General features: G+C 58.4%; 16 protein-coding genes and 1 riboswitch. Of the genes, 12 read left to right on the forward strand and 4 right to left on the reverse strand.

All coding sequences use genetic code 11. The features are described from left to right. Positions 1–89: 89 nt before the first annotated feature. Positions 90–608 (reverse strand): hypothetical protein, encoded by a 519-nt coding sequence (locus A3EC_RS0100845; RefSeq protein ID WP_156812789.1) that lies wholly within the window; start codon positions 606–608, stop codon positions 90–92. Between the two features lie 363 nt (positions 609–971). Here A3EC_RS0100845 and A3EC_RS12830 point away from each other — a divergent pair, with 363 nt between their 5' ends. Further along, a complete protein-coding gene (locus A3EC_RS12830; protein ID WP_156812790.1) occupies positions 972–1,157 on the forward strand; it encodes a hypothetical protein in 186 nt (61 codons plus the stop codon). A 110-nt stretch (positions 1,158–1,267) separates the two neighbouring features. Here A3EC_RS12830 and A3EC_RS0100850 read toward each other — a convergent pair whose 3' ends face one another. Further along, a complete protein-coding gene (locus tag A3EC_RS0100850) occupies positions 1,268–1,987 on the reverse strand; it encodes a DUF1707 SHOCT-like domain-containing protein (protein WP_018023260.1) in 720 nt (239 codons plus the stop codon). 156 nt (positions 1,988–2,143) lie between these two features. Here A3EC_RS0100850 and A3EC_RS0100855 point away from each other — a divergent pair, with 156 nt between their 5' ends. Both A3EC_RS0100855 and A3EC_RS0100860 read left to right on the forward strand, forming a co-directional pair. Next, positions 2,144–2,992, forward strand: coding sequence for a LuxR C-terminal-related transcriptional regulator (locus tag A3EC_RS0100855; protein WP_018023261.1), 849 nt, complete (start codon positions 2,144–2,146; stop codon positions 2,990–2,992). Between the two features lie 132 nt (positions 2,993–3,124). Further along, positions 3,125–4,558, forward strand: a complete 1,434-nt coding sequence (locus tag A3EC_RS0100860) for an MFS transporter (protein WP_018023262.1) — start codon at positions 3,125–3,127, stop codon at positions 4,556–4,558. Between the two features lie 111 nt (positions 4,559–4,669). Here A3EC_RS0100860 and A3EC_RS0100865 read toward each other — a convergent pair whose 3' ends face one another. Both A3EC_RS0100865 and thiC read right to left on the reverse strand, forming a co-directional pair. Beyond that, positions 4,670–5,461 (reverse strand): class I SAM-dependent methyltransferase, encoded by a 792-nt coding sequence (locus A3EC_RS0100865; protein WP_018023263.1) that lies wholly within the window; start codon positions 5,459–5,461, stop codon positions 4,670–4,672. Between the two features lie 112 nt (positions 5,462–5,573). Next, positions 5,574–7,265, reverse strand: a complete 1,692-nt coding sequence (gene thiC, locus A3EC_RS0100870) for a phosphomethylpyrimidine synthase ThiC (RefSeq protein WP_018023264.1) — start codon at positions 7,263–7,265, stop codon at positions 5,574–5,576. Further along, positions 7,255–7,373: riboswitch (TPP riboswitch) on the reverse strand. Its footprint overlaps the gene before it by 11 nt. Before the next feature lie 135 nt (positions 7,374–7,508). Here thiC and A3EC_RS0100875 point away from each other — a divergent pair. Genes A3EC_RS0100875 through A3EC_RS13140 form a run of 9 tightly spaced genes read left to right on the forward strand, consistent with a single transcriptional unit; the run spans position 7,509 to position 23,842 of the window. Then, entirely contained in the window at positions 7,509–8,144 is a 636-nt protein-coding gene (locus tag A3EC_RS0100875; protein WP_018023265.1) for an ICP22 family protein, read from the forward strand. Between the two features lie 2 nt (positions 8,145–8,146). Continuing rightward, on the forward strand, positions 8,147–10,975 hold the full coding sequence (locus A3EC_RS0100880; protein ID WP_083879911.1) for a VWA domain-containing protein: 2,829 nt from the start codon (positions 8,147–8,149) through the stop codon (positions 10,973–10,975). Positions 10,976–11,024: 49 nt separating this feature from the next. Next, a complete protein-coding gene (locus A3EC_RS0100885; RefSeq protein ID WP_018023267.1) occupies positions 11,025–14,657 on the forward strand; it encodes a tubulin-like doman-containing protein in 3,633 nt (1,210 codons plus the stop codon). A gap of 13 nt (positions 14,658–14,670) precedes the next feature. Next, entirely contained in the window at positions 14,671–17,397 is a 2,727-nt protein-coding gene (locus A3EC_RS0100890; protein WP_018023268.1) for a hypothetical protein, read from the forward strand. A gap of 6 nt (positions 17,398–17,403) precedes the next feature. After that, on the forward strand, positions 17,404–19,575 hold the full coding sequence (locus tag A3EC_RS13090; RefSeq protein WP_018023269.1) for a SaeA-related protein: 2,172 nt from the start codon (positions 17,404–17,406) through the stop codon (positions 19,573–19,575). Continuing rightward, positions 19,575–21,155 (forward strand): GAP1-N2 domain-containing protein, encoded by a 1,581-nt coding sequence (locus tag A3EC_RS0100900; protein WP_018023270.1) that lies wholly within the window; start codon positions 19,575–19,577, stop codon positions 21,153–21,155. The genes A3EC_RS13090 and A3EC_RS0100900 overlap by 1 nt, the downstream gene beginning before the upstream one ends. A 23-nt stretch (positions 21,156–21,178) precedes the next feature. Then, entirely contained in the window at positions 21,179–22,129 is a 951-nt protein-coding gene (locus tag A3EC_RS0100905; protein WP_018023271.1) for a hypothetical protein, read from the forward strand. Continuing rightward, complete coding sequence (locus A3EC_RS0100910) at positions 22,122–23,189, forward strand: TRAFAC clade GTPase domain-containing protein (RefSeq protein WP_018023272.1); 1,068 nt, start codon at positions 22,122–22,124, stop codon at positions 23,187–23,189. Before A3EC_RS0100905 ends, A3EC_RS0100910 begins: the two co-directional genes overlap by 8 nt. Then, on the forward strand, positions 23,186–23,842 hold the full coding sequence (locus A3EC_RS13140; protein WP_156812791.1) for a hypothetical protein: 657 nt from the start codon (positions 23,186–23,188) through the stop codon (positions 23,840–23,842). The genes A3EC_RS0100910 and A3EC_RS13140 overlap by 4 nt, the downstream gene beginning before the upstream one ends. Positions 23,843–23,871 lie beyond the last annotated feature (29 nt).

Consider the following 23,871-nt stretch of genomic DNA (forward strand, 5'->3'; position numbering starts at 1 on the left):
CATGTTGGCAGCTACCGTGCGGGTTTTTTGTTTGTTGGCGTTTGGGCTTATTGACGTTGTGGCCGCTCTCGCGCCTCCGTTGGAACTGCTCACCTTTCCGTCGGGTCGCTCTCACTCTCCTGGGGGTCGCTCTCACCCTCAAGGCCGATGATGTAGATGTCGAAGGTGTGTTCTCGGCGCGTGTTGTGCAGCTCTTTCAGCATGGTCAATGGCACCACGATCTGCTCAGAGGGCACCCATACTCCGTACCCATCCAGCCCACCTAGTTCCGGGGAAAGTCGCACCCAACGGCCGTTCGTGTGCGTACGAATGACTTCGCCGATGCTCTTTTCCAGCATGCGGTCATCAGTGTCAATGCGTTCTTGAGCGTCAATCCGCCTTGAACCGCCAACGCTCATTGGGTCGTCGCTGCCCGTGATGTGCTGCTCGAAATAGCTAATAATGCGGCGTTCGAGCTCGGCGCACTTGTCAATGAGCGACATGTCGCCGTCAGCGATGAGGTCGTGAACAGGTAGGGAAGTGGTGACCTCGGCACTGGACCGGATCCATCCCTCGAGCTCCGGCTGCTTTTGAAGCGCTGCGAAGTCTGCGATTTCCATGAACCTCATGAAAGTAACCTTCCGGGCGGTGAATAGTTGCGAACGATTATCACCATAGTCGTAATGCTTGACAGATACAGCCCTCTTTACCTTTAGGTTCTCCTGCACAAAACCGATGTCAGCTTCGTCGTCACTTTCGCACTGCCATGCGGGAGGGGTTCGGCGTGGTGGGTGTTGGTTGGCAGTGCGAAAGTGATCACCGTGGTGCAGCGCCGCACCAGGCAGTGCGGCAGTGCTGGTGAGGCAAGCATGTTTGCGGTGGTGCGAGGGAGTTTGCCTTGGTCCGTGGGTGTTTCCGGTGGAGCAGCGGTGCCGGTGGCGAGGGAAATATCCCCGTGCTGACCCGAGGTGTGTGGTGCTGAAGGTTGGTGCGTGGCCCTAGTCGTCACTTTCGCACTGCCATGCGGGAGGATTTTGGCGTGGTGGGCTTTGGTTGGCAGTGCGAAAGTGATCGCCGTGGTGCAGCGCCGCACTTGGCAGTGCGGCAGTGCTGGTGAGGCAAGCGTGTTTGCGGTGGTGCGAGGGTGGGCGTGGCGCCGCGACGTCCGCGCTTGTTGACGTATTGGAGCACCTCGGAGTGCAATGACCAGCGCGATGTGAATCAGTCTGGCGATGCGCGCAGAAATGCAGACGGATCGATGAGCAGACGGATCTGGTTAGCTAAGTGGTTAGCCTTCAAGCTCAGCGCGGTTGCGGTACCGAGGAACTCGTTTCACTTCCACGCCGCCCATAATCGCTACGCCGTTGACGGTTACCGATGGCGCATCGGCGGGCAGATGATCGTTATAGATGGTGACGTCTTTGTGGCTAGTAGACCCGAAACCACCCATAATGCCGAACCCGGAGACCGTCAGGCGGATATCTTCCGGCACCACTACTTGGATACCACCCATAATCGCGATCGCAGTAATAGTGGTGTGCTGCGCGCTCAGCCGCGCGCGGGTGAGATCCAACTCAGTACCGCCCAGGATGGTGAAGTTGGTGTGTTGCGGCGCCACAGTCCAACTGCCATTGCGTTCAAGGCCGAACATCAAACAAACAGAGACCGGGAAAGCATCTGCTCCTTCGACGACATACTGCTTTGCCACGTCCAGCGGCGGCATCGAACGCGCGTCACTGGTTTCTGCGACAGCATAGTTCGGTGCCGGAACTGGCAAGCCCGCAGTATAAGGGCCGCTGCCTGCGTAAGGTGCGCTGAGCGCTTGCTCGGGATGCGGAACCAAATCGTCAATAAGCGGATATAGGTCGGCCACCTTCACGGCCGCCCAAGCCTCGGTGATGCGATCTTCCATCTCAGGGAGGGTGATCTGGCCGCGGGAAACGGCGTGGGCAAGGAGGTCTGCAACGCGCTGGCGATCATCGTCGGAGGCACGGAGGTTCGCATTCATGGCTTAAGTATATGGTGCGCGGCGACCCTGTGCGGGGGTATCGGAAGTGCGGGTACTGGGGTGAATGACGTGCGCAGATATGGAGGTATTTAGCCCGCCAAAAGTATGATTTATACTGGTAATCGACCCCTGTAAGTGTAAACAAGGACCGCAATCATGAGGCCCGCCGATATCGACCTTGCACGCCAACTCGTGCGGAATGTCCGAAAAGACTTTGACCTGCCGGTGGCATTCGCCGGACTAGGGGATAGCGCCGGGGTAGTGATGGGGGCCTACTCCGGAACTCAAACCGATGCCGTGAAAAACCTCAACATTGTTGCAGGTCGCGGGCTTGGCGGCTTGGCATTGCGGGATAATAGGCCCGGCGCAGTGGCGGACTATCTCACCGCCGCAACCATTACCGACGACTATCAATTCGCGGTGGTACGCGAGGGGTTGCGGACGGTTGCGGCAGTGCCAATTATGGGCGACCGTACGCGCATGGTGCTGTACGTTGCGCACCGGGCGCAGCTGCAATTCGGCGACCGTGTTAAAGATGGGCTGGTGACGCTGGCGCGACAAGCTGGCCAAGAGCTGCGGATTCGCGATGAAGTGGACCGCAGGATGCAACTTGCAGAAACTGCGGCGGCCAATAGTGCCCAGGAGTTTGTCACCACCTCTGTGCGGGAAGAGCTGCGGGAGTTGCATGCGGAGCTGCGGACGATTGCGGCCAGCGTTGAGGATGCGGACCTGCGGCAGCGGCTGCTCAATGCGGGGTTGGGGTTGGCGCGGGTTGGACGTTCGGCGCCGGTGCCGGAGGGGGAAGCGTTGCCCACCCTTACTACCCGCGAATTAGACGTGTTGTCGCAAGTCGCGCTGGGGTGTTCCAACGCCGAAGCAGCCGACCGATTGGCGCTAAAAACAGAAACAGTGAAAGCGTATTTGCGCAGCGCAGCCCGCAAATTGGGTACCAGCGGCAGGACCGCCAGCGTGGCGCGCGCCCGGGCATTAGGCCTGCTGCCGTGAGTGTGAAATAGGTCATACCCTCTTCGGGGTGTATTGCCGGTTAATCGTCGCTCGCTAGATTCCTTCTCACACAAGTTCACTTGTGATGGCAGTCACAAAAACTGAGTAAGTATTTGAGCAAGGAGACTCGAGTTGACGAACGTAACCACGCGACGGAATGCAACCGTCGCCACCCCAACCGCCGGCGCACCTGCCGCTGGCGCCACCGACACTGAACTCGCCGGCGGTAAGAAGCCGGGCATGGGCCGCGTCGCCGTAGCCAGCCTGGTCGGCACCACCATTGAGTTCTACGACTTCTTTATCTACGGCACCGCAGCCGCGCTGGTCTTCCCAGCACTATTCTTCCCAGAGATGACCCCGGCCCTCGCTGTGGTCGCCTCCTTCGCCACCTTCGGCGTCGCCTTCCTGGCCCGCCCGCTCGGCGCCATCTTCTTCGGCCACTTCGGTGACAGCATTGGCCGCAAAAAGACCCTAGTGTGGACGCTGCTCATCATGGGTATCGCCACCATCCTCATCGGTGTGCTGCCAGGCGCCAACACCGGTGTCTTCGGACTTTTCGAATCCGGTATCGGCGTACTCGCACCAATCAGCTTGGTGGTCTTGCGCTTCCTGCAGGGTCTAGCCATCGGTGGTGAATGGGCCGGTGCAACGCTGCTGACCGCAGAATACGCACCAGAGGGCAAGCGTGGCTTCTACGGTATGTTCCCACAGGTCGGCGCCGCTATTGCTTTCTTCCTGTCCTCCGGCACCTTCCTGGTTACCGGCCTGGTGCTCGGCGACAAGTCTGATGCCTTCATGGACTACGGCTGGCGTATCCCATTCCTGCTGTCCATCGTCATGGTTGTTGTCGGTCTGTATGTCCGTACTGCAATTAGCGAAACCCCAGCATTCCAGAAGCAAAAGGAACGCGAAGCTGCTGCTCGCAACACCATTGCTGAAGAGAAGGTCCGTCTGCCATTTGCCGCCACCTTCAAGGAGCAGTGGCGTGAGGTTGTCATCGGCGGTATTGCATGCTCGGCTATTTTCTCCATGTTCTACATGGGCACGTCCTACCTGACCGCCTACGGCACCAAGATTCTGGAGCACTCCCGCACCGAGGTTCTGGCTATGGGGATGACCGCTTCGGTTATCTTCGGCGCTGTGATTATGGGTGCGGCCATCCTGTCGGACCGCATTGGTCGCCGCAATGTCATGCTGATGTCCACCATCGGCACCCTGCTGCTCAGCCCAGTAATCTTCATGATTATGGACCAAGGCTCCCTGCTGGCCTTCGGTGCTGGCCTCACCCTGACCCTGGTTATCTTCGCGATGTCCTACGGCCCAGCGGGCGCACTGCTGCCAGAGATGTTCTCCACCAAGAACCGCTACACCGGCGCAGGCATGGCCTACAACCTGGCCGCGATTATCGGTGGTGCAGTGCCACCGCTGCTGGCCCCACAAATTGCTGCTGAGTACGGCGGCGTCGGCGTCGGCCTGATGATGTCCGTGGTTGGTCTGATTGCTACTTGCGGCGCGCTGCTGCTGAAGAAGAAGACCCACACCGCGTCCATCGACGCCACCGCCTAAAAACCCGGCAGTCTGACTGCCTCCTGCTGAGGTTCGGCAACACCGAGTCAAGAGCTAGTTACATCCAATAAGTGGATACCCAAAAGCCGCATCGGAAATCCCGGTGCGGCTCTACTGTGCGCGCCAGTACACGATGGACTTTTCAGTGCGGCGGCGTACCGGAATGGCGTCACCGTACTGTTCGCGGAGCGGTTCCAGGAGCTTATTGACGGAAGTACCCTGCGCTTGCGCTTGAGAACTGAACCGGCCTGAGTAGCGCTGCACTGCCCCATCAAAGGTGTAGGTCATCTCAGTGTCGAAGCCAATGGTGTCCACAATTGGCTCGTGTCCCTGGGCCTTCAACAACTCGATCAGGTCGGCAGTGCGCTGCGGATCATTGTGTGGATCGGCAGCGGTATCCCCGAGTCCGGTACGAATCGCGTCGCTGATGTTATCGTCACCACGCGTGAACTGGGTGATTGCTACCCACCCGCGGCTGGCGGCCGTCATAGTGGCAAGGGCTTCTGGGTGCGCAAACACCGGCACCATGGATGCGAAAACAAGGTCGAATGCGCCCTTCCAGCCCTCAAGGCTAAGGTCCACATTCATCCAGTTGGCGACGCGGAATTCAGTGTTGGTGATGTGGCGTTCCTCGGCGCGGTGAAGTGCTTCTTCCAGCATGCGCGGGGATACGTCGGTAAGCACGACGCGCTTGCAGTGGGCGGCCAGCGGCAAGCCGAAGCGACCGGAACCCGCGCCCACATCGAGGATGAGTTGGCCAGCGAGGCCCACATGCTTGTTCAGGGACTCGATTGTCAGGTCGACGACACGGCTGTCCTCGAGGTCCTGGGAACGGGCGAAGTCTGCGGCTTTCGCGTTCCAGAACTCTTCAGTTAGAGCAGGGTTTGTTGTCGAAGATGCCACCGGCCAACTCCTTACTTATTGGGCGATAGAAATAGGTATCACGCGGGACACAAGGTCACCGCGTGAATACTGAGGTTGTTTGCTCAGACGCAAACAGGATACGAAATTATGACTACTGTTCGGTAATCGGCAGGTAAACTCGGCTGCCAGCTTCGGTGAACTCCGCCGACTTCTCCGCCATACCCGCTTCGATAGCCTCTACCGTTTCCAGGTTGTTTTCCTTCGCATAGTCGCGCACGTCCTGGGAAATCCGCATGGAGCAGAACTTCGGACCGCACATCGAGCAGAAGTGCGCGGTCTTTGCCGGTTCCGCTGGCAGGGTTTCGTCGTGGTAGTCCAGCGCAGTGTCTGGGTCCAGCGCCAGCGCGAACTGGTCGTGCCAACGGAACTCGAAACGCGCCTTCGACAGCAGGTCATCGCGCTCCTGCGCCTTCGGCAGGCCCTTCGCCAGGTCAGCGGAGTGCGCCGAAATCTTGTAGGTAATCACGCCGACCTTGACGTCGTCGCGGTTCGGCAGACCCAGGTGCTCCTTCGGGGTGACGTAGCAGAGCATGGCCGTGCCAGCTTGCGCAATAATCGCCGCACCAATCGCGGAGGTGATGTGGTCGTAGCCTGGTGCAATGTCGGTTGCCAGTGGGCCTAGGGTGTAGAACGGTGCTTCTTCACACAGTTCTTCTTCCAGACGTACGTTCTCGGCAATCTTGTGCATTGGCACGTGGCCTGGGCCTTCAATCATGACCTGCACGCCGTAGCTCTTGGCAATCTTGGTCAGCTCGCCGAGGGTTTCCAGCTCCGCGAACTGTGCGCGGTCATTGGCGTCGGCGATGGAGCCTGGGCGCAGGCCGTCGCCGAGGGAGAAGGTGATGTCGTACTTGGCGAAGATTTCGCACAGCTCAGCAAAGCGGGTGTACAGGAAGGATTCCCGGTGGTGCGCCAGGCACCATGCCGCCATGATGGAACCGCCGCGGGAAACAATGCCGGTGACGCGGTTGGCAGCCAGTGGCACGTAGCGCAGCAGCACACCAGCGTGGACGGTCATGTAGTCAACGCCCTGCTCAGCCTGCTCAATGATGGTGTCCCGGTAGATTTCCCAGGTCAGGGCAGCTGGGTCGCCGTTGACCTTTTCCAGCGCCTGGTAGATAGGCACGGTGCCGACTGGCACTGGGGAGTTACGCAGAATCCACTCGCGAGTTTCGTGGATGTCGGCACCGGTAGACAGGTCCATGATGGTGTCCGCGCCCCAACGGGTAGCCCACACCATCTTCTCCACTTCCTCCGAAATGGAAGAGGTGACCACGGAGTTACCAATGTTGGCGTTAATCTTCACGGCGAAGCGCTTACCAATAACCATTGGTTCGACTTCTGGGTGCTTGTGGTTCGCCGGGATAACTGCACGGCCGGCAGCGACCTCTTCCCGAACGATTTCTGGGTCAACACCTTCACGAGCAGCCGCAAACGCCATCTCTGGGGTGACGATGCCGGCGCGGGCCCATGCCAGCTGGGTGGTGGCCTTCAGTTCTGGCTTCTGCTCAGACGCCTGGGCAGCTTCTGGCTTTGGCCAGCTGTTACGGGTCTTTGGCAGACCAACTTCCAGGTTCAGTTCTGGGTTTTCTTCGGTGTACAGACCGGAGGTGTCGTACGCGTCGAAGTGGGTGCCATCCGTGAGGTTGATGCGGCGCCATGGGATCTGCATCTCCACACCCTCGTGGGTGAGGGTTTCGTAGCGCTTTTCGCTGCGGTAGATCGGACCGGTGGTTACGTGGCCTGCCTGTGGTGGGGCAGACTTTTCGGCACGAGTAGCCATGTCTTCCTTTCCTACGCCGGAATTACCCGGTCAGGTTCAACCGGTCGACGCCCGATTCCTGGCGTCCTCTCAGCGCCGGTATCGGTGGGCGCTCCCGTGAGGTCAAAGTCAGTCTTAAATTATGGCTGCCATTCTACCTGATTCGGTGTACCAAATTTTCTATTTGGGCTACTTGAACGGTCTACTTGCTGGTTTTCACATATGGTTGACTCATTAAATACGTGTTTATGAGAGGCATTCTTAATGAGCAGTCCGTTTGGCTCACCGCAGCCTAACCAGCCAGGCCCTAGCGGCGGCTTCGGCACTCCGGGAGCTGCTGGCCCAACCTCTGGCGGCTTCGGCGCTCCGAATCCCGGTGGTTTTGGCGCCCCCAACTCTGGTGGGTTCGGCTCCCCGAATTCCGAGGGCTTTGGTTCCCCAGCCCCTAGTCCTGCCCCGTCCGGTGGGTTTGGTTCCCCAGCGCCAGCTCAGTCGGGTGGGTTCGGTTCCAATTCGTCGACAAGCTCCGGTTTTGACGGCGGTACCTCCTCGGAACCGTTGACCTTCCGCTCCGGTCCGTGGAGTTGGGTGATTGCCGCGATGGTGGCCGCTGTCCTTGGTTTGATTCTGGGGCTGGTCGCGCACTTTGGTCCGTTTACTGCGACCGATACGTCGTACTTGGTGCTCGCGGTCATCGGGTGGGCGCTGGCCGGTATTGCGACGTTTGTGCTGCTCGGCGTGTACCTGACTGAGGACACTAAGCGGCAGTCCGAGGGGCCTTACATTGGCATTTACGGGCAGATTGTGACCTACCGTGCCGCTGCTGGCATCGGGCTGGTTGCCGTCGTGGTTACCGCTATTGAAATCGCTTTGTCCGTGTCGAAGTCGGGGATTATTTAGCCATGAAACGTCTTGTTGCAGTTGTCTTTTCGTGCTTATTGACGTTATGGGTCGGCGCTCCGGTGGCGTCAGCGCAACTGGAATTGCCGGAGTTTACAGCTCCGGAAATGCCGGCACCTAACCCTGATGCTCCGGCACCGGGCAGTCCCGATTCGCCTGCGCCAAGTGCCACCCAACAGCCACCAAGTGCAGCCCCGAAGTCGAACAATTCCGGCACCGACGCCAAAACTCCGCCAGCGCTGGCTGACTTCGGTGCGTGCATTGCCGGTAGCGGCGGCGCGGACTTGGTGCTGGTGATTGATGAATCTGGTTCGCTGTCCGACAGTGACAATTGGAAGGGTACGGACCCAGAGGGCATGCGTGTGGACGCAGCGAACGACTTCGTTGCTCAGCTGGCGAACTACTCGCAGGACACTGGGGCGAAGTTCAACCTGCGTTTGGCCGGTTTCGCTGATGATTACACCCGCTACGGCGACTGGATGGAGCTGGAAGGCGACGGCGGGAAAGTCCAGTCCGAAGTGGAGAAATTCCGCGACCGCGACAACGGCAACTGGACTGACTACCGCAAAGGCCTCGCTGGTGCTTTCGAGGATGCCGCCAGCAGCGGCTCAGATTGTCGCGCCGTGCTGTTCTTCTCGGACGGTCAGCCAACTGCTGATGGCACCTCGTCTAGCCAAATTATGGACGAAGTGTGCTCGGAAGCCGGTCCCGTGGCGCGACTGCGGTCCGCGGGCATTCGAATTTTCACCATCGGGCTAAGCGTCGGCGACAGTGACGATTCGCCGTCAGAACGCCTGAAGGACATTGCCGAAAATGATGACTGCTCCGGGGTTCCAGCCAACGGGGCGATGCTGCCAGCTGACGACCCAGTAGCGTTGTTTGCTGCGTTCCGCTCCATGCTGCCGAAGGGTGCGTCGAACAGCCGCGAAGACATCGCCATCGATGATCTCTACACCTTCGTTTTGGATGACTCAGTGGCACCCGTTCAGCTCTCGGCACAGCCTGACCGGAAAACCGACGGCGAAATTGTGCCAACTTTGACTAGTCCATCGGGTGACAAAGTAGACCTGACCGGCGATAACGTCGAAGTTGATGGACACAAGCTTGCAGTGAAGACCAATGCCGCACTGCCGGGCATGGTCGACGTGCGCTTGGAACCAGGCGACGGCAAGTGGGCAGGGCAATGGAAATTCGGCTACCGCACAGATAATAAGGACGCGAGCTACCGCGCGACCATGTCGATTGCGCCCGGTCTAACCCTGAAGGTTGATGACGGGGCAGGTTCGATTTCCAAGTCTTCAGATGAAGAATTGGCAGTGGCGTTGATTGGTGCCGATGGGGCAGTGCGCAAGCTGGACGGTTCAGCGAAACTGACTGCCGAGTTGGTGCCGGTTGATGGTGGTAAACCAAAACAGCTGGCAACGAATGAAGACATTGCCTCCGGTGAAACCAAGATTGGTTTGAACACGGTGGAAAACCGCTTCGCCGGTAACCTGCGACTGCGCGTAGACATCACCACCGCAGACGCTGATGACGCGCCGGGCACCAAGTTGGAGCCACTGGAATTGGAAGCACCGATTTCTATTGCGCCATCCAACATGCCGAAGCTTCCTGGCAAAGTGACGCTGTCCATGGTCGGTAATGAAACCGAAGTGGAACTGCCAATCACTGGTCCAGGCAAAGTGTGGATCGACGACACCACGATTACTGCTTCGGATGGCTCCGATCTGAAGATTTCGTCGCAAAGCACCAAGGACTCGCCGCTGACTCTGCAGCGCGGCGAAGAAAAAATGCTGACGCTGAAGGTGACCACCGACAAGGCCGTCGACGCCACCATTGATGGGGTCGTGCCGGTTAAAGCTGCCGAGGAATCAGGCGATGGGGAAGAAACCGTGGATGTGAAGGCCACCGGTTCGATGACTGCGCCAGTGGACGCTGCCGTGTTTGGCGCAGCGCTGGTCGGTGTGCTGCTGCTGGCGCTGCTGATTCCGCTGCTGGTGCTGTATCTGATGAAATACTTCACCGGACGCATTCCGAGTCGACCAGGTTTCCGCCCAGTGCGGGTGCAAGTGGCGCTCAAAGACGGGAAGTTGATTCGTACCGACCGCGGCAGCGAATTCAGTGTGGACAAAGAAGAAGTGATCCAGGCACCGCGGATGGTCTCGAGTGGACGATCCGTGAACCTGTGCGGTGTCGACGTTGCTGTCAAGACCGGATGGAATCCTTTTGAGCCGCCGCGGGCTTTTGCTGACACGGAACTGTCGATTGCTGATGAGGGCGCGCAGTCCGGTGGCAAGGCACAGCTGCCGCTGGGCGTGCATGACCACTGGTTCATGCTGATGAGTCCAAATAATACGGATACCGCAGCGGTGATTATCGCAGCTGATGAGGGCATCACCCAGGACCGGTTGGACAAGGTGTTGGCAGATATTCGTCACTATGGTCCGCAGCGGTTTGAAAAGCTGACGGAGCAAGCAGAAATGAACGGCAACCCTGATGATGACGCAACTGGTGTTGCAGCCGCAACGACAGAGCAGTTCGGCGGGTTTGTTGCGCCGCAACAAGCCTCACAACAGGGTGATTTTGGTGGTTTCGGACAGACCCCACAGGCTCCGCAAGCACCACAGCCAGGTGGCTTTGGTCAGCCAAACCAAGGCGGTTTCGGTCAGCCGGGGCAGCCGCCACAGCAGGATGGTTTTGGGGCGCCGCACCAGAATCCTCAGCAGGGTGGCTTCGGTCAACCAGGCCAAGGTGGCTTCGGCCAGCCAGGGCAAGGTGGGTTCGGCCAGCCAGGGCAGGGTGGATTCGGCCAGCCCGACAATCGCTTCTAAATTACGCTTGACTTTGCGTGAAAACGTTTAGCTAGGAAAGGCAAACAAAGTGCAGAAATATCTCGTCGTCGGCTGCGGTGGCTCGGGTGCGAAAACCCAGTCTTTTATGATTGACCAGCTCAAAGCGTATCTGCGGACAATTGACCCAGAAATCACGACATTGCCTGAAGCCTGGCAGTTCGTCACCATTGACGTTCCAATTGTGCCGGAGAAGGGTCCGGCTGGCCTAGCAAACGTTGAAGAAGCCGGTGGTACTTACATTTCGATTGGGTCCACCCAGCACTACTCCCAATTTGATTCGGGTTTGTCGACTGAGCTCGGCCGTTCCAAGTCTCTCGGAGAGGTTTCCACATGGGCAAGCCGCAACCCGGAAACCTTGAACACCCCGATTTCGGATGGCGCAGGCCAGTATCGCGGTATTGGCCGCATGCTCACGATTCAGAACCTGGGCAAGATTCACTCCGGTCTGAGCCGCGCGGTTGATCGTCTGAAATTGATGGACACTAACCGTGAGCTCAATGCGCTTAACAAAAAGATCACCGGCTTTGACACGGACAAGTCGGATGAACAGCCAGTAGTCCTAGTGATTTCTTCGATGGCTGGTGGCGCCGGTGCTTCCATGTTCTTGGATGTCTGCCGCGTGTTGTCGACCTTGCCAGACATCAAGCCGGCACATACTGCGGTATTTATGCTCACTCCAGAGGTATTTGAGTCGCTCTCCGCCTCCTCGCAGGTCGGCGCGTGGCCTAACTCCTTGGCCTTGTTCGGCGAAGCAATGGCTGCCCAAACTGGAGCCGCAGTTGAACATGACCGCGCTCTGTTCAAAGCGATGGGGCTGTCCGCAAGCCCAGAACGAACGACTTTCGCACGCCTATTCCCAATTGGCGCGCGCATGGGTGGCCAAGGCAGCCGTTTCGGTGACGGCTCCGTCACTGCGGTTTACCGTGGACTGGCTCGTGCGCTTGCGGCACTGATGTCTTCGGAGCGAGCCTCAACTAGCTTCAAGTCCTACACCCTGGCAAACCCTGGGTCCATCGACGTCAAGCGTTCCTATCTGGGCTGGGGGTCTGGAAAAGTCAGTTGGAACGATTTGCCATGGGGCTCGATGGGCTACTCCCAACTCTCGATGGGGCGCGACCGTTACCGCGAATACGCGGCTCAGCGTTTGGCACGAAGCACTTTCGATCGGCTTCTCACAGGTCATCTAGACCCAACTGATCGTGGATCCACTTCCAAAGAACAGCTCGATAAACGCCTAGCAGAGTATCTCCCGAGCTTCCGCATGGAAGTGTATCTCCCGCCGAGCGACAACTTTGGCAGCAACCTGCAGCTAGATGCGATGAATTGGCTGGACGGCGTCTTTGGGCCTCTGGCGCAGCCTGCAGCGCGAGAAACCGTGGGACTTGTTCGCCATCGAATTCCGCTAGGCGATGGAATGAAATCAAACGACTGGGCTAACCAAGTCCGCAACCAGCTTGCAGATAGCACTGGAGTGGCCGAAAGCCTATCTAGCCGTGCGTATGACATGGTTTATTCGTTTGCAGACAATTTTGCTGACAGTTTGCTGGCGGCACTCGAGAGAGCACTCAGTAAGTACGGGATTCCATACACTGAAAAACTCATTGCGCTTACCGCGCAGCAGCTCCAGGAAATGTTGGTACCAGCGCTGCAAGATGTGGCTGCCAGTTCCGGAAACGTCAATCCAATGGCGCCATCTCCGCAGCTGGAAAGCATTTTGGCACCATTGTCCGGCAGCGGCACTGTGAACCAAACTGCGCAGACTGCCGACCGGATCGCGGAAAGCTACTACCAGCAGTTCTACGTTTACTGCCTAGCGATGGTGGCAAGGACGCTAGCGCCCGTGCTGGAAGATTTCCGGATCAACTTCCTACGCCCACTGCAAGAAAATGTGAATAACCTGCACCTTGACTTGGCTCGCGCTGGCCGAGAAAAAGAAGTCAAGATTAACCTCGCGGATGTTGCGACGGATGACCCAGTGGCATGGCCGCAGGACAGCGATCCGCAGATCGACGATCGCTTCGTTACTAGCGACAACGAAATCTTGCTGACGGACACCAACGAGTTTGCTGACAAATATGTGCAACACATGGTGCGCACCATGCAAGAGGTTGAACCTCAGCTGAAGCAGTTCCATGATGCAGTACCTTTGGCCACCCGTGAAGTGATCCTTGGCCACTGGGACGCAGTTGGTGCGCAGCAGCCGCCAAAAGACACGCTGGCGCCACCGACCACTGGCGTCGGTAACCGGGCAGGGTGGGTTGCCAAGGACCTAGTACGGTCTGGAAGTAGTGGTGAGCGTCGAGAATCTCGTCGCGCAACGTTCGACATTAAACTGCAGCCAACCGACCTAATCGGACGTTCTCGTCAATGGATTGACCGCACCGGCAAACCATTCGCGGACTTCATCACCGTCGATATGCGCACCTATCTGACTGAAGCCGACGCCCAGAACAGAGACGATTACCTCGGTCGTCTCGACCGCCTGCGTCAGGGCTTCTATGCTGCGCTTCGGTCTGCTCGCCCATTGGCGGCGGTTGACACGAACATGCTGAATGCTGTGCATAACGTGAACAAGGAAACGTATCACTTCAACTTCTCGGAAATCCCACTGAAGCAACTTCCGGCCGCGGACGTGGTGAAGCAAGTGATGGAACAAGACCGTACGAAGGATGCCGCGACCGAGGACACCTTCAAGAGTGCATTCACTGACGAAGAAAAGGTCTATCGCATTGAGGTGTTTGGTTCCTACCCGAACTACTCACCAGTAGTGTTTAGCTCCCTGTTCCCACACATTGCGAAAGACTGGGCAAGCCGCCATGGCAACTCGGAGGGGTTCTGGAACTTGCGTCGTTCTCGGCCGCTGCCAGCTGCGCTGCCAATGACCGATGAAGAACGTCAAGCGATGGTTGGTGGCTGGCTCGTCGGTAACATCACGGGCCGTATTTACATCGCAAATCCTGGCCAGCCAAACGCCGCGGCCTATATTTGGGATGACCATGAGCAGGAGTGGGTGCCATTCCCGCCGCAGATGCTCACGCCGCCGACGAAATTCATGATTCCTCTTGACTGGATGCCTGCAGTGATGGAGTCGATTCTGCTGGCCTATGCCGAGGTACAGTCCACTCCACCGGGTGGCAAGATCGGTGATTCGCTGCGGCCATATCACCTGCTCCGCGGTCTGTACGACACTGGTGAAGAAGGTCCAACGACCGGTGCTGTGGACCATTCCGTGGTGCAGTTGCTTGCGAAGTGGTTGGCCACCGGAGACGACCCACGGACCGGTTCTGCTGGCACCCAGTTGGGTAGCACCATTGTTGAGCGTTTTGACGCAGCGAAGAAGATTCTGGAACAGGCTCGCGAGAAGGCAGCGGTGTTCTTGCCAACTGGTGGCCGCGCTGCGCTACCAGATGCCATTAGTCAGGATAAAGCGTGGGCTAACGTCTCAGACCGTCGCGTTGCTTCTCGGATGCCGCTGTATCGTGACCTTGCTCCTGATGTAGACATCATGGCGGCGGACCTCGTCAAAAAGCTCGAAGCAGCCAAGGTGCAGGCAGAAACGCCAACTGTGCCGGGCTCTCCGTTCGGTGCGCCACTGTCGACCCCAGCCGATGACCTCGATGCAGGTCCAACGTTGCCAAGCTTCGGCGACGGTTTGGTGTAGAGGAAACTGATCAATGACCGACACAGTAATTTTCTTCGGCAATGGAGCCGGGCCAGACGCCATCCGGGGCAACCTCACTGACCTAGCTACCCTCGGCCTCATCGACCAGTTTTACTGGGTCGATGTTGCTGCGCAGCCGGTGGCAGCGCTGGTCGACGGCACTGCCCGCATCGACATCATCAGTACTCACCCAGAAGAAGGGGTGCTTCGCCGTAGTGTCTCAATCGCCGATGCCTTGCGCAACCATGGCGGCAGCCGGGTGTTGCTGGTTGCGCTAGATGAGCCTGACGAAAACGGCTCGACGCTTGACGTCGTCGCGACGCAGCAGTGGTCTGAAGCCATTGCGACCTCGCTGAACCACATCTACTACCGTCTGCACCTCTATCTGCCTCGACTGCCACTTCCGCACCAGGCACCTACCCAGATGCATGGCTGGCCGACCCTGGCGCTTTCCCCAGAGGACTCGGTGAACCCAGCGGCACCAAAGCAGGCGAAGCGTCGTACCGATGGTCCAGATGCGTTGGCTGAATATGCTGCGCCTGCAATTGCTGGTTTGACCGGCCTCTGGCAAGGCGACGAGACAACCCCAGCGCTGGACGGACCGGATGGGCAAGTCTCAACTGGCGAAGTCGGCAATGTGCGTTTAGTGCGCGTGTACCACCGCCGGATTGATACCACTCAAATGGAATCGGAAGCCCGCAATGAGGTGCTCGACGTGACGGACCGCCTGCCACAGGCAGAACGCCGCGATGGGCACCGCGTCATGATCGCGGACAATCCAGCAGAAGTGGTGGACAAGATGTCCGACGCATTCTTGAACATTGCTGGTCAAGAACTGCTGACACCTCCTGAACAGCTCAAGCCAGCGGAAACCACGCGGATTTCTGCCTGGGAAGCTGTGAAGAAGTTCTTCCACTTCTTCTTTACTGCCGTTATCGGCGGCCCGAAGTCGTGGTACCAAGCACAGGTTGGCGCACTTCAGAAAGGTTTTGCCACCGCGGTACAAAACGCATTGTATGGCCAAGGCCCTGCGATGGAAGTTGTGTGCGGTCGCCACTCGGGGCATCGCCAGATGCACAGCATGGACCAGGTCACAAGAGCAGCTGCGCAATTGCGCGAAAAGCTCGACAATTCTGCGGATGTACGCATTGGTCGGCCACCGGCTCTATCGGAAATGTGGCGCGCGTATGTAGACACTTCGCTGAGCATGGTTGACGGCACCGAACGGCAGGCCGACCGGTTGCCAATGCCGAAGGACTATAACGACAACCCAATTATTGTTGCGCAGCCACGTCAGGCGGTCGCCGACTATTCGGAGCGTTTTGACGGAGCCAGCACCGCGCTAACCAATATCATGGGGCAAAACTTGGGCGAGACCACTGTCGAACCCTACGACCCTTACGCCGCGCTGATGTACTCCGAGACCGTGGACTTTGCAGCGCGGCAAACCACTGACCGTGCAGTTTCTGACCTACAGAATAAGTTCCGTCAATGGAAGGCAACGCATGAGCAATCCTTCGCATGGCGGATTGGCACAGGTCTGACTGGCTTCATGGAAGAGGCCCAGCAGCGACTGGGGCGCTGCCATCAATCCTTGACTGCAATTAATGGCCAGCTAGAGGGAATGGGAGAAGCCGACCCAGAAAAGCCGCGCAAACTGGTGCGAAAGCTCCGCGCCGCCACTTTGATTTGGTTCTTGTTGTCGCTACTCATCGGCTATCTAACGTACGCCGACGTATTGTCGTGGAACTGGGGTCTATTGGCCTTCGTGTTGACCACTGTCGTGGTGCTTATCTGCATGATGGTGATTTTTGCGCGATCCCAGCGCGGCATTATGGATGAGATCGCGCAGCGCCAGAAGCTGCTCGATGACCAGGCTGTCCTTTCGCGGAACTTGCACCAAGCGGCTGCTGATGTGGAACGCATCAGCTGGGCATATAGCCAGTTTGTGTCTTGGAGTGCGCTGGTTGGTCGTGCTATTTCGCAGCCTTTTGGCCCGCAGCGTGCGGCCGCAGCGCCAGTTCAGATTCCACATTCCGGTATGCCGGCAGCGACCATCATTGCACGCGCTGCCGATGCTGGTGCAAGTGGCGATACGTTTAATGCAATGCGTAACAGTGTGTTCCAAGCGAACTGGGCCAGTGACTCGCTGGAGGACCTACTGCAGTCGGCCTCTGCTGCCGCGCAGCAGGAAGGCACTTGGGTGGAGGACCTGTCGCAGCTTTATGGGCAGACCGGACGGAAGTCGAACACCTCGTTGGACAAGGTGTCCGATATTGCTGTGAAACGGATTCTGCCGCGACGCAATAACCCAGAAGTGGCTTGGGCACGGGCTTTGACTCAGCTGCAGCACAGCGGTGCGGCGCACCATCTGATGGGCAATCTTCATGGCTACCACAATGGCCAGGTGCAGCAATATGACATGGCTCAGTTGACCAGTGGCATGGATACCAGTGCAGACTCAGGGTTCTCGAACCATGCGCTGAACGCGACCGGAAATAATGCCAATGGTACGGCCATTGACGCAGCGGTCAGTAGCGTCCACCAGCATCCACGCCAGGACGCCGGGGTAGTGAACACACTGTCGCAGCTCGCAACACTGGTGCAGTACGGCCAGTTGGCGCAGTCCAGCTGGTTGACCAGCGGCACAGAAACTACTACGTCGACGAGCTCTGATTGGGCTGCCTCGGATCAAGCAACTGACTGGGGCCTCCCAGATTTCGGCGAAGGATTGGTGTAACTCTCGATGAAAACCTCGGAAGAGGAGATCCTGCAGCTGGCTCGTATCCCCGAGTCCGTGCTGTTTAACGTCTTGGGGCTTGCTGACCCTACCGTGCATGAAGTCGCAGAAATTCTGCCGCCGGAGTTTGTGCACTTTGCTGAAGCTTTGCAGCAGCGGATGACCACGCCGCAGCGCATTGAGCCAGAAGCAGAACCAGTACCAGGGGCCGCGCCAGAACCAGAACCGGTTCCAATGCCAGCGACGCCACCACCTACGCCAGCACCGCAGCCTACGCCAGAACCGCAGCCTGCGCCTGAGCCTACGCCCGCCGCAGAAGCTGCGCCAGCTGCGGAGCAGCCAATGACGCTGCAGCAGCAGTTCGCGCAGTTCGCGAAGCAAGCCCCGACCTACCGCTCGGTGATGCGCCCAGAGGACAAGCTTGACGTTGCTCGTACGATGTTCGCGGACTTCGACTACAGCACGATCCAGGACGAATCGGTGCTGGACCGTCGCTTGAACGTCCATGTGCGCGAACTCGAAGACGGCGATATCGTCCAGGTCACCTGGGACCCCATCGAAGCTCCGGCAGACCACTTTGTGGTTTACCGGGTTATTGTCGCGGACAGAGAACTCAATCACACGCCGGATGAGGGCGACCTAGCCCTTGTCACTGGGGGCCGTGGCTATGAGGAGCCGGTCCCAGAAGGCATCGCTTTCCGCCACTACCAAGTGTGGGCAAGCACCGGCACTGACCCACAAAACTGTGTCGATAGTCAGCCGGTGTTTGTGGGTGAAGAAATCTATATCGCCCCACTCCATGATGTCTCCATCGATGAGTCACAAGGCGTCGTCGAAGGCACTTGGACGTCGTTGCCGGGACACACCAGCGTGCGTGTGTTCGCATCTCCGGTTTCGGAGCCTCATGAGCCTACCTATCCGGATCACCAGCTGCGGACCCGAGTGACGCCCCACAACTTCGAGCATCGTCCGCTGATTCGTGGCGTGGTGATGCGGTATGCACTGCAGCCGGTAGTGATGTTCCGGGACACCCAGCGAGTGGGACCGACCACCAACTATGAGCTGCTCATTAGTGCAACGCTGGAGAAAGTCGACTTTGACATCTGCGAACGTCGCTTCGATGACGATAAAGAGCAGATTTACCTGCATTGGTACACACCACCAGCTGGCTATGTCCGGATCTACCTGAGCCAAACCAGCCCGTCGACAGAGCTGAACTATGAAGATGAGATTTCGGTTGACGCGGTTGAACGTGACCCAGCGTTGTACTTGGACCCGTCTGCGGCAGTAGGCCGCAGAGCAACTGCGATGAAGTTCGACATGGAGCCGGGCACGCATGGCAGCGATGGCGAAAAGAGCATCATTTGGCCTAATGAGTGGACCGAGGTGCATATCACTCCGGTAACCATCGTGAAGGACAAAGCTGCTGTCGGCAAAACCCAAGTTCTGCAGCGGGTGGATTCGATTACCAACCTGGAGCTGCAAGAGCGCGCGGACTCGCAGTTGGTCACGTTTGAGTGGCCACGGGGCGCCGATTACGTCCGCGTGGAGACGGCATCGCTTGGCGAAACTGATGCAGCAAACCGAGTGCGGTTCACTGAGGTTGACGAGAGCACCTACGCTGAAACCGGTGGTGTCCGCATGAAGCTGCAGCAGAACGGTGAAATGGTCATTTTGACGCCGCTCAGCCGCCACGGCGGCGACGACACCGTGGCCAAGGAGACCGTCGCAAACTACCCGGGGCTGCGCCGTTTCCACTACGCCATCGACGCTGCGCAAGAGGGGCTCTACCTGAGCATTTGGTGCGACGGCGCAGAGGTACTGAACCCACCACGATTCCAGCTGGTGCAGAACCCGGTGCGGTTCCCGCTGTCCGCCCAAGACACTCACGAGCCTGGCGCCGGCCCGTTGAGCACCGCGCGCCGCGATGAGAACGGAAACCACGAACAACCAGGCATTATTATCACGCCAGCGCGCCTGCCAAACAACCGAGTAGAAGCGCAGAAAACTCCATGGCTCATTGCAGCTTCGGAAATCACCAGGCTTTCCGGCCCGACCTATTTGCGGTTGTTTTTGCTTGATGACGATTACGAGGAATCTAGCGGACCGCGTCGCATCTTGACCGACGAACATCTGATGACCCCACCGGTCCTCTACCCGAGCTATTGGAGCAACTGATGAACTGCAGCGGGTTCTTTACTTATGCATCCTTCTCTAAGGGAGGCCGTGGCGGTTGGCAGGTAGGCCAGTCGGATGGACTAAGCGATTCAGAAATCGAAGCGCTCCTTAAATGGACACCAACCCAAATCGACACTGGGATACCACTGCCGAAGTACCCATCGAATGAGCAAGTGACCCAGTTCATCCGCCGTACAGCGTGGCTGGATGCACCTTGGGGGCAGGGCGACAAAGCCTTGTTCTATTCGACACCAGCTGGTGAAGATGCCTCGGGCCGTCAAGGAAATGTGTTTTCCCAGGTGTATGTTTTCCGCAATGGGGATGCACCACATTTTCGGCCAAGTGACTTGTTAGCTTCCCCAGACTTTGCACAAGTTTTCGGTGCGGTAGCCGTCAATACGCATACGGTGACCATGGAACAATGCCGGGTGCAGCCGGGTCCACTGGCGGACACCGCGGCGGTCGCGGAGTGGTTGTACCCAGAAACGGACCCAGCCGCCGGGCAGCACCGCCGAGAACTGCTGATGCAGATCATGGATGCTCTTGAAGCGAAGCAACAAGTGGCCATTTGCGGGGACCTAGCTGAAGCCGCAGCATGGATCGCGGCATTGAATACAACGTTGGCGCCAGCGAATGCAGTGAAATTGTCGTGGTCGACGCTAGAGCGGGCACGAGGGCTAGACCACGCCACCGCCAAAAAGCTGCAGCTCGTGTTTCTGCCTGATGCTGACTTCGCCGAAGCGCAGAGCAATCGTCAATGGACAACATTCCGAACACATGACCAGGTGACCGCCACAGAAACGCAGTCGCCGTGGGCACAATTGGCACAGTTGGTGTTGCGCAACCAGGCAGATTTCCAGGCAGCTGCTAACCAGCAGGTTCCAGTACAGGGCGCGCAAAAAGGGTGGATGTTGGCTAACTACCTTGCAGAGAACCCGTATCTACTCAGTGACGCGAGCTCGCAGGTAACGGCACTAGTGCAGGCAGCCGAAGCACATTCGCCATTTGCTGGGGCCAGTAATCCATACGATGACCACGCGCCAGCTCTGGACAGTTTTTCCGGCCAATTCAACTCGAATGTTTTTGATATCGGGGAGTCCGCCGCTGACCCACTGGAGAGTTCGGCAGGCCTCGGCAACCCTTGGGGAGAGACCCCGCCGACGAATCAATTGGCGGCTGCGGAAGTGCCGGCGTGGAGCTACGAAGACTTGGAAGCAGTGGCTGACCATTACGCGCCGTTGCCACCGATTATTCGCGGGCGTCGCGTGGAATGGTGGGAGGTTGCCGATATCCTGCGGCTATCTGCTCACGGCGCCGAGCACGCAGATGTGCTTGCCAGCGCGCAGCATCATGTGTTGATTACCGCGGCTGCGTTTGCAGCTCAAATGGGCCGCGACAATGATGTGCGCATGTTGCCGTGGTGGCGGGTGGCGGAGCTATCCGATGCTGATTTCGGCACTGTGGCGGCCTCAGTGCGCGACCTTGTTCCGGACGTGTCAGCAGCACAATACGATCAACTTATTCAGCAACCGCAGGTGCCCGATGGGCTGCGCGACATTTTGCGTAAATGCCAACAATAGAACGCCAACAATAGGAGCTACTTGTGAACATTACTTCTCTCCGCGAAGGCGATACTGTCACCACCAGCGCCAGCGGCATGATGCAGATTGAAGCGCAGAACCTGGGCAACCGCAGCGCCGTCGAACTTGTGGTCACTGGCACGAATGTGCACACCAACAGCATGAGCCAGAGCGCAACGAAGCTCACTGGCTTGACCGGAACCGCCAGCATTGCATTGCGGCCAGTGGGCCAGGATGTGTTCGCGCCGGGCACGCATGTGCAGGTGGTGCTGTCACGGGGGCGGCCGAACACCCCGGCATATTCAGCTTGGGAACTGCCGATGGTCACGTTGGATGGCCGCAGTGAACTCGTAGTGGGGCAGTTGACCCAGACCGGCGATAAGTTAGCCATCTCCGCGGTCGCTTCGAAGTTTGATGCTCAGCTTGGCCGGGGCGCGGAGACTATTCGTGCGGCGCTGCGTAGCCGTCTTGACGGGGTGAGACTACCGGCGGATATGCGGTTTAGCGTGCTGCTGGATACTTCCGCGTCGATGTCGGTGCCGTCGACTGCCCGGTATCTGGCTACTGCAGCTGACGTCATTACTGGCATGGCCGATGAGTTGGCACCAGGAAATGACATTGAGTTGCAGATTCCTGGGCAGCGGCCGGTTTCAGTGCCGCAGGCAGAAATTGGTGAGAAGCTGCAGGAATATGTCGCTGCAGGTAAGCAGCGTATTGGTGGCGTTCAGACGGTGTCTCCGCAGCCGGGTACATATGTTGTAGCTATTTCGGACCAGCTGCTGAGCTCGGTGGCTGCAGGCAACGTCAACGCGTTGGCGCTTGTCCTCGGTGATGAAGCGCAGGGGGCGGAAAAGACGATTGCGGTTAATGCGTCGCTGGCGACCGCTCTTGAAGCAGGCCAGACGGATGCCATTGGCGGCAGCGTCGACAAGATGGTCGTGGTAGCCCGCGCTTTGGGAGCACGCCATGACTAACGTGAATCCGGACAATAGCTACGAGCAGCCGATGGCACCTCAGATGTCAGCTCCAGCGTTCCCACATACCCCGACCCGCTGCCCATACACTTTCAAAGTGTTGTCGGATCCGACCGCGACTACCAGCGAGTTCGTTTACCGAGAGTTGCCGCCGAACTGGGCGAATTCGGCGACTATTTGCGTTGCGATGGCTGGTGCGCGAGCCTCCGGTAAGAGTTTTTATATTGCGGTGTTGGTGAAACTGCTGAGGCAGTTGACCTCGCAGAACAACAAGGTGGCGTGGCCGGCGAATGAGAATACGCAGCGCCAGTACTCGGAGCACTATGAGTCGCCGCTGTTTGAGGAGATGGGGCTGATTAAGTCGACCCCAGGGATGGCTTCGGAGGACGCCTACCACCGGGACCCACTCATCTATGACCTGGGCATATGGCAAGTCAACGGTGAAGATCGCCGTTTCTTCTTCGTGCTGCGCGATGTTGCCGGCGAAGACCTGGAAAACTTGCCGTCCGACCTCAATGACTTGGAGTTCTTCCGCCACGCCGATGAAGTGGTGTTCCTCTTTGACCCGCTGCGCGTCCCGTCAGTGAAAACGAACCTGGAAGGTTTGGTTGAGGTCCAAGAACTTGGCGGCGACCCTTTGAGCGTATTGACGAATTTGCTCCGCATTCTGGGGGACGCCCGTCCGCCATTAGCGCTTGCGTTGTCGAAGTTTGATGCGCTGCAGAAGCTGGAAGATGTGCATGGTTCGGAGTGGCGCCCCATTCTGGGTAACTACGGGGCAGCGTTCCGCCGCGACAACGGGATGCGTTTCGACGAAAAGGACAGCCAACTGGTTGACCTTGAGGTCAAAAGTATGCTGCACCTGCTCAAAGCTACGGACTTGCTGAACACCATCAGGAATTCCTACCAGCTCCATGACTCTCAGAACGTGCGGTACTTTGCGACATCAGCACTGGGCAATGCGCCGAAGGGACGGATGATTGCTCGAACTGGTATCGCGCCTTACCGGTGCTTGGATCCAGTGCTGTGGCAGATCACTAAGCGAGGGATTTTCCTATGACGCAGGGATTCGGCGGGTTCGGGAACCCACAAGGCGGAAACCCACAAGGTGGTCAGGGTGGCTTCGGCCAGCCTCGTCCGCAAGGCAATCATGGCGGCTTTGGTCAGGCAGGCCAGCACGGTGGGTTTGGACAACCACACCAGCAGGGTAGGTTCGGAGGTTTTGGCCAGCCGTCTCAGTCGGGGTCCCAGAGCGGATTCGGTCAGCCTGGTCAGGGGCCGTCTCGTGCGGATATGGATTACCGATTCGCCGATTCCGCTTCGTCAATAAGCCCCCAAAAGCCAATGCCTAGCTTCGCGCAACGGATGCGGACCCGGGTGAGTTACCGGGCGCCGTGGACCCTACTGCTGGCGGGGCTGGCGCAGCTGGGCACGGTCGGTTGGGTGATTTACAAACTGCAAACCATGGATCGGCCTGACAACTACACCGAAATTGTGGTCGGCTGGACGATTGTGCTGATCGTGCTGGTGGCGTTAGCTGCGTTGGTGATTAAAGGTGACCCAATTGCGCGTATCGCACTGACCGTGATGTGCGTTTTTGGGGTGCTGCTGCTGGCGCTGGGCGGGTTTGCGCCGGTGGGGCTGCTCAGTTTGATCACCATCGTGCTGATCTGGCTGCCGGTGAACCGAGAATGGTTCACCCACAACTACTGAGCAGAGCGCCTGAGCAGAACTGCTGAGCA

The organism is Corynebacterium ulceribovis DSM 45146 (assembly GCF_000372445.1).
GTDB lineage: Bacteria > Actinomycetota > Actinomycetes > Mycobacteriales > Mycobacteriaceae > Corynebacterium > Corynebacterium ulceribovis.

Coding starts and splice junctions, on each gene's coding strand:
- A3EC_RS0100845 (WP_156812789.1), bottom strand. CDS start 608: ATGAGGTTCATGGAAATCGCAGACTTCGCAGCGCTTCAAAAGCAGCCG.
- A3EC_RS0100850 (WP_018023260.1), bottom strand. CDS start 1,987: ATGAATGCGAACCTCCGTGCCTCCGACGATGATCGCCAGCGCGTTGCA.
- A3EC_RS0100855 (WP_018023261.1), top strand. CDS start 2,144: ATGAGGCCCGCCGATATCGACCTTGCACGCCAACTCGTGCGGAATGTC.
- thiC (WP_018023264.1), bottom strand. CDS start 7,265: ATGGCTACTCGTGCCGAAAAGTCTGCCCCACCACAGGCAGGCCACGTA.
- A3EC_RS0100875 (WP_018023265.1), top strand. CDS start 7,509: ATGAGCAGTCCGTTTGGCTCACCGCAGCCTAACCAGCCAGGCCCTAGC.
- A3EC_RS0100880 (WP_083879911.1), top strand. CDS start 8,147: ATGAAACGTCTTGTTGCAGTTGTCTTTTCGTGCTTATTGACGTTATGG.
- A3EC_RS0100890 (WP_018023268.1), top strand. CDS start 14,671: ATGACCGACACAGTAATTTTCTTCGGCAATGGAGCCGGGCCAGACGCC.
- A3EC_RS13090 (WP_018023269.1), top strand. CDS start 17,404: ATGAAAACCTCGGAAGAGGAGATCCTGCAGCTGGCTCGTATCCCCGAG.
- A3EC_RS0100900 (WP_018023270.1), top strand. CDS start 19,575: ATGAACTGCAGCGGGTTCTTTACTTATGCATCCTTCTCTAAGGGAGGC.
- A3EC_RS0100910 (WP_018023272.1), top strand. CDS start 22,122: ATGACTAACGTGAATCCGGACAATAGCTACGAGCAGCCGATGGCACCT.
- A3EC_RS13140 (WP_156812791.1), top strand. CDS start 23,186: ATGACGCAGGGATTCGGCGGGTTCGGGAACCCACAAGGCGGAAACCCA.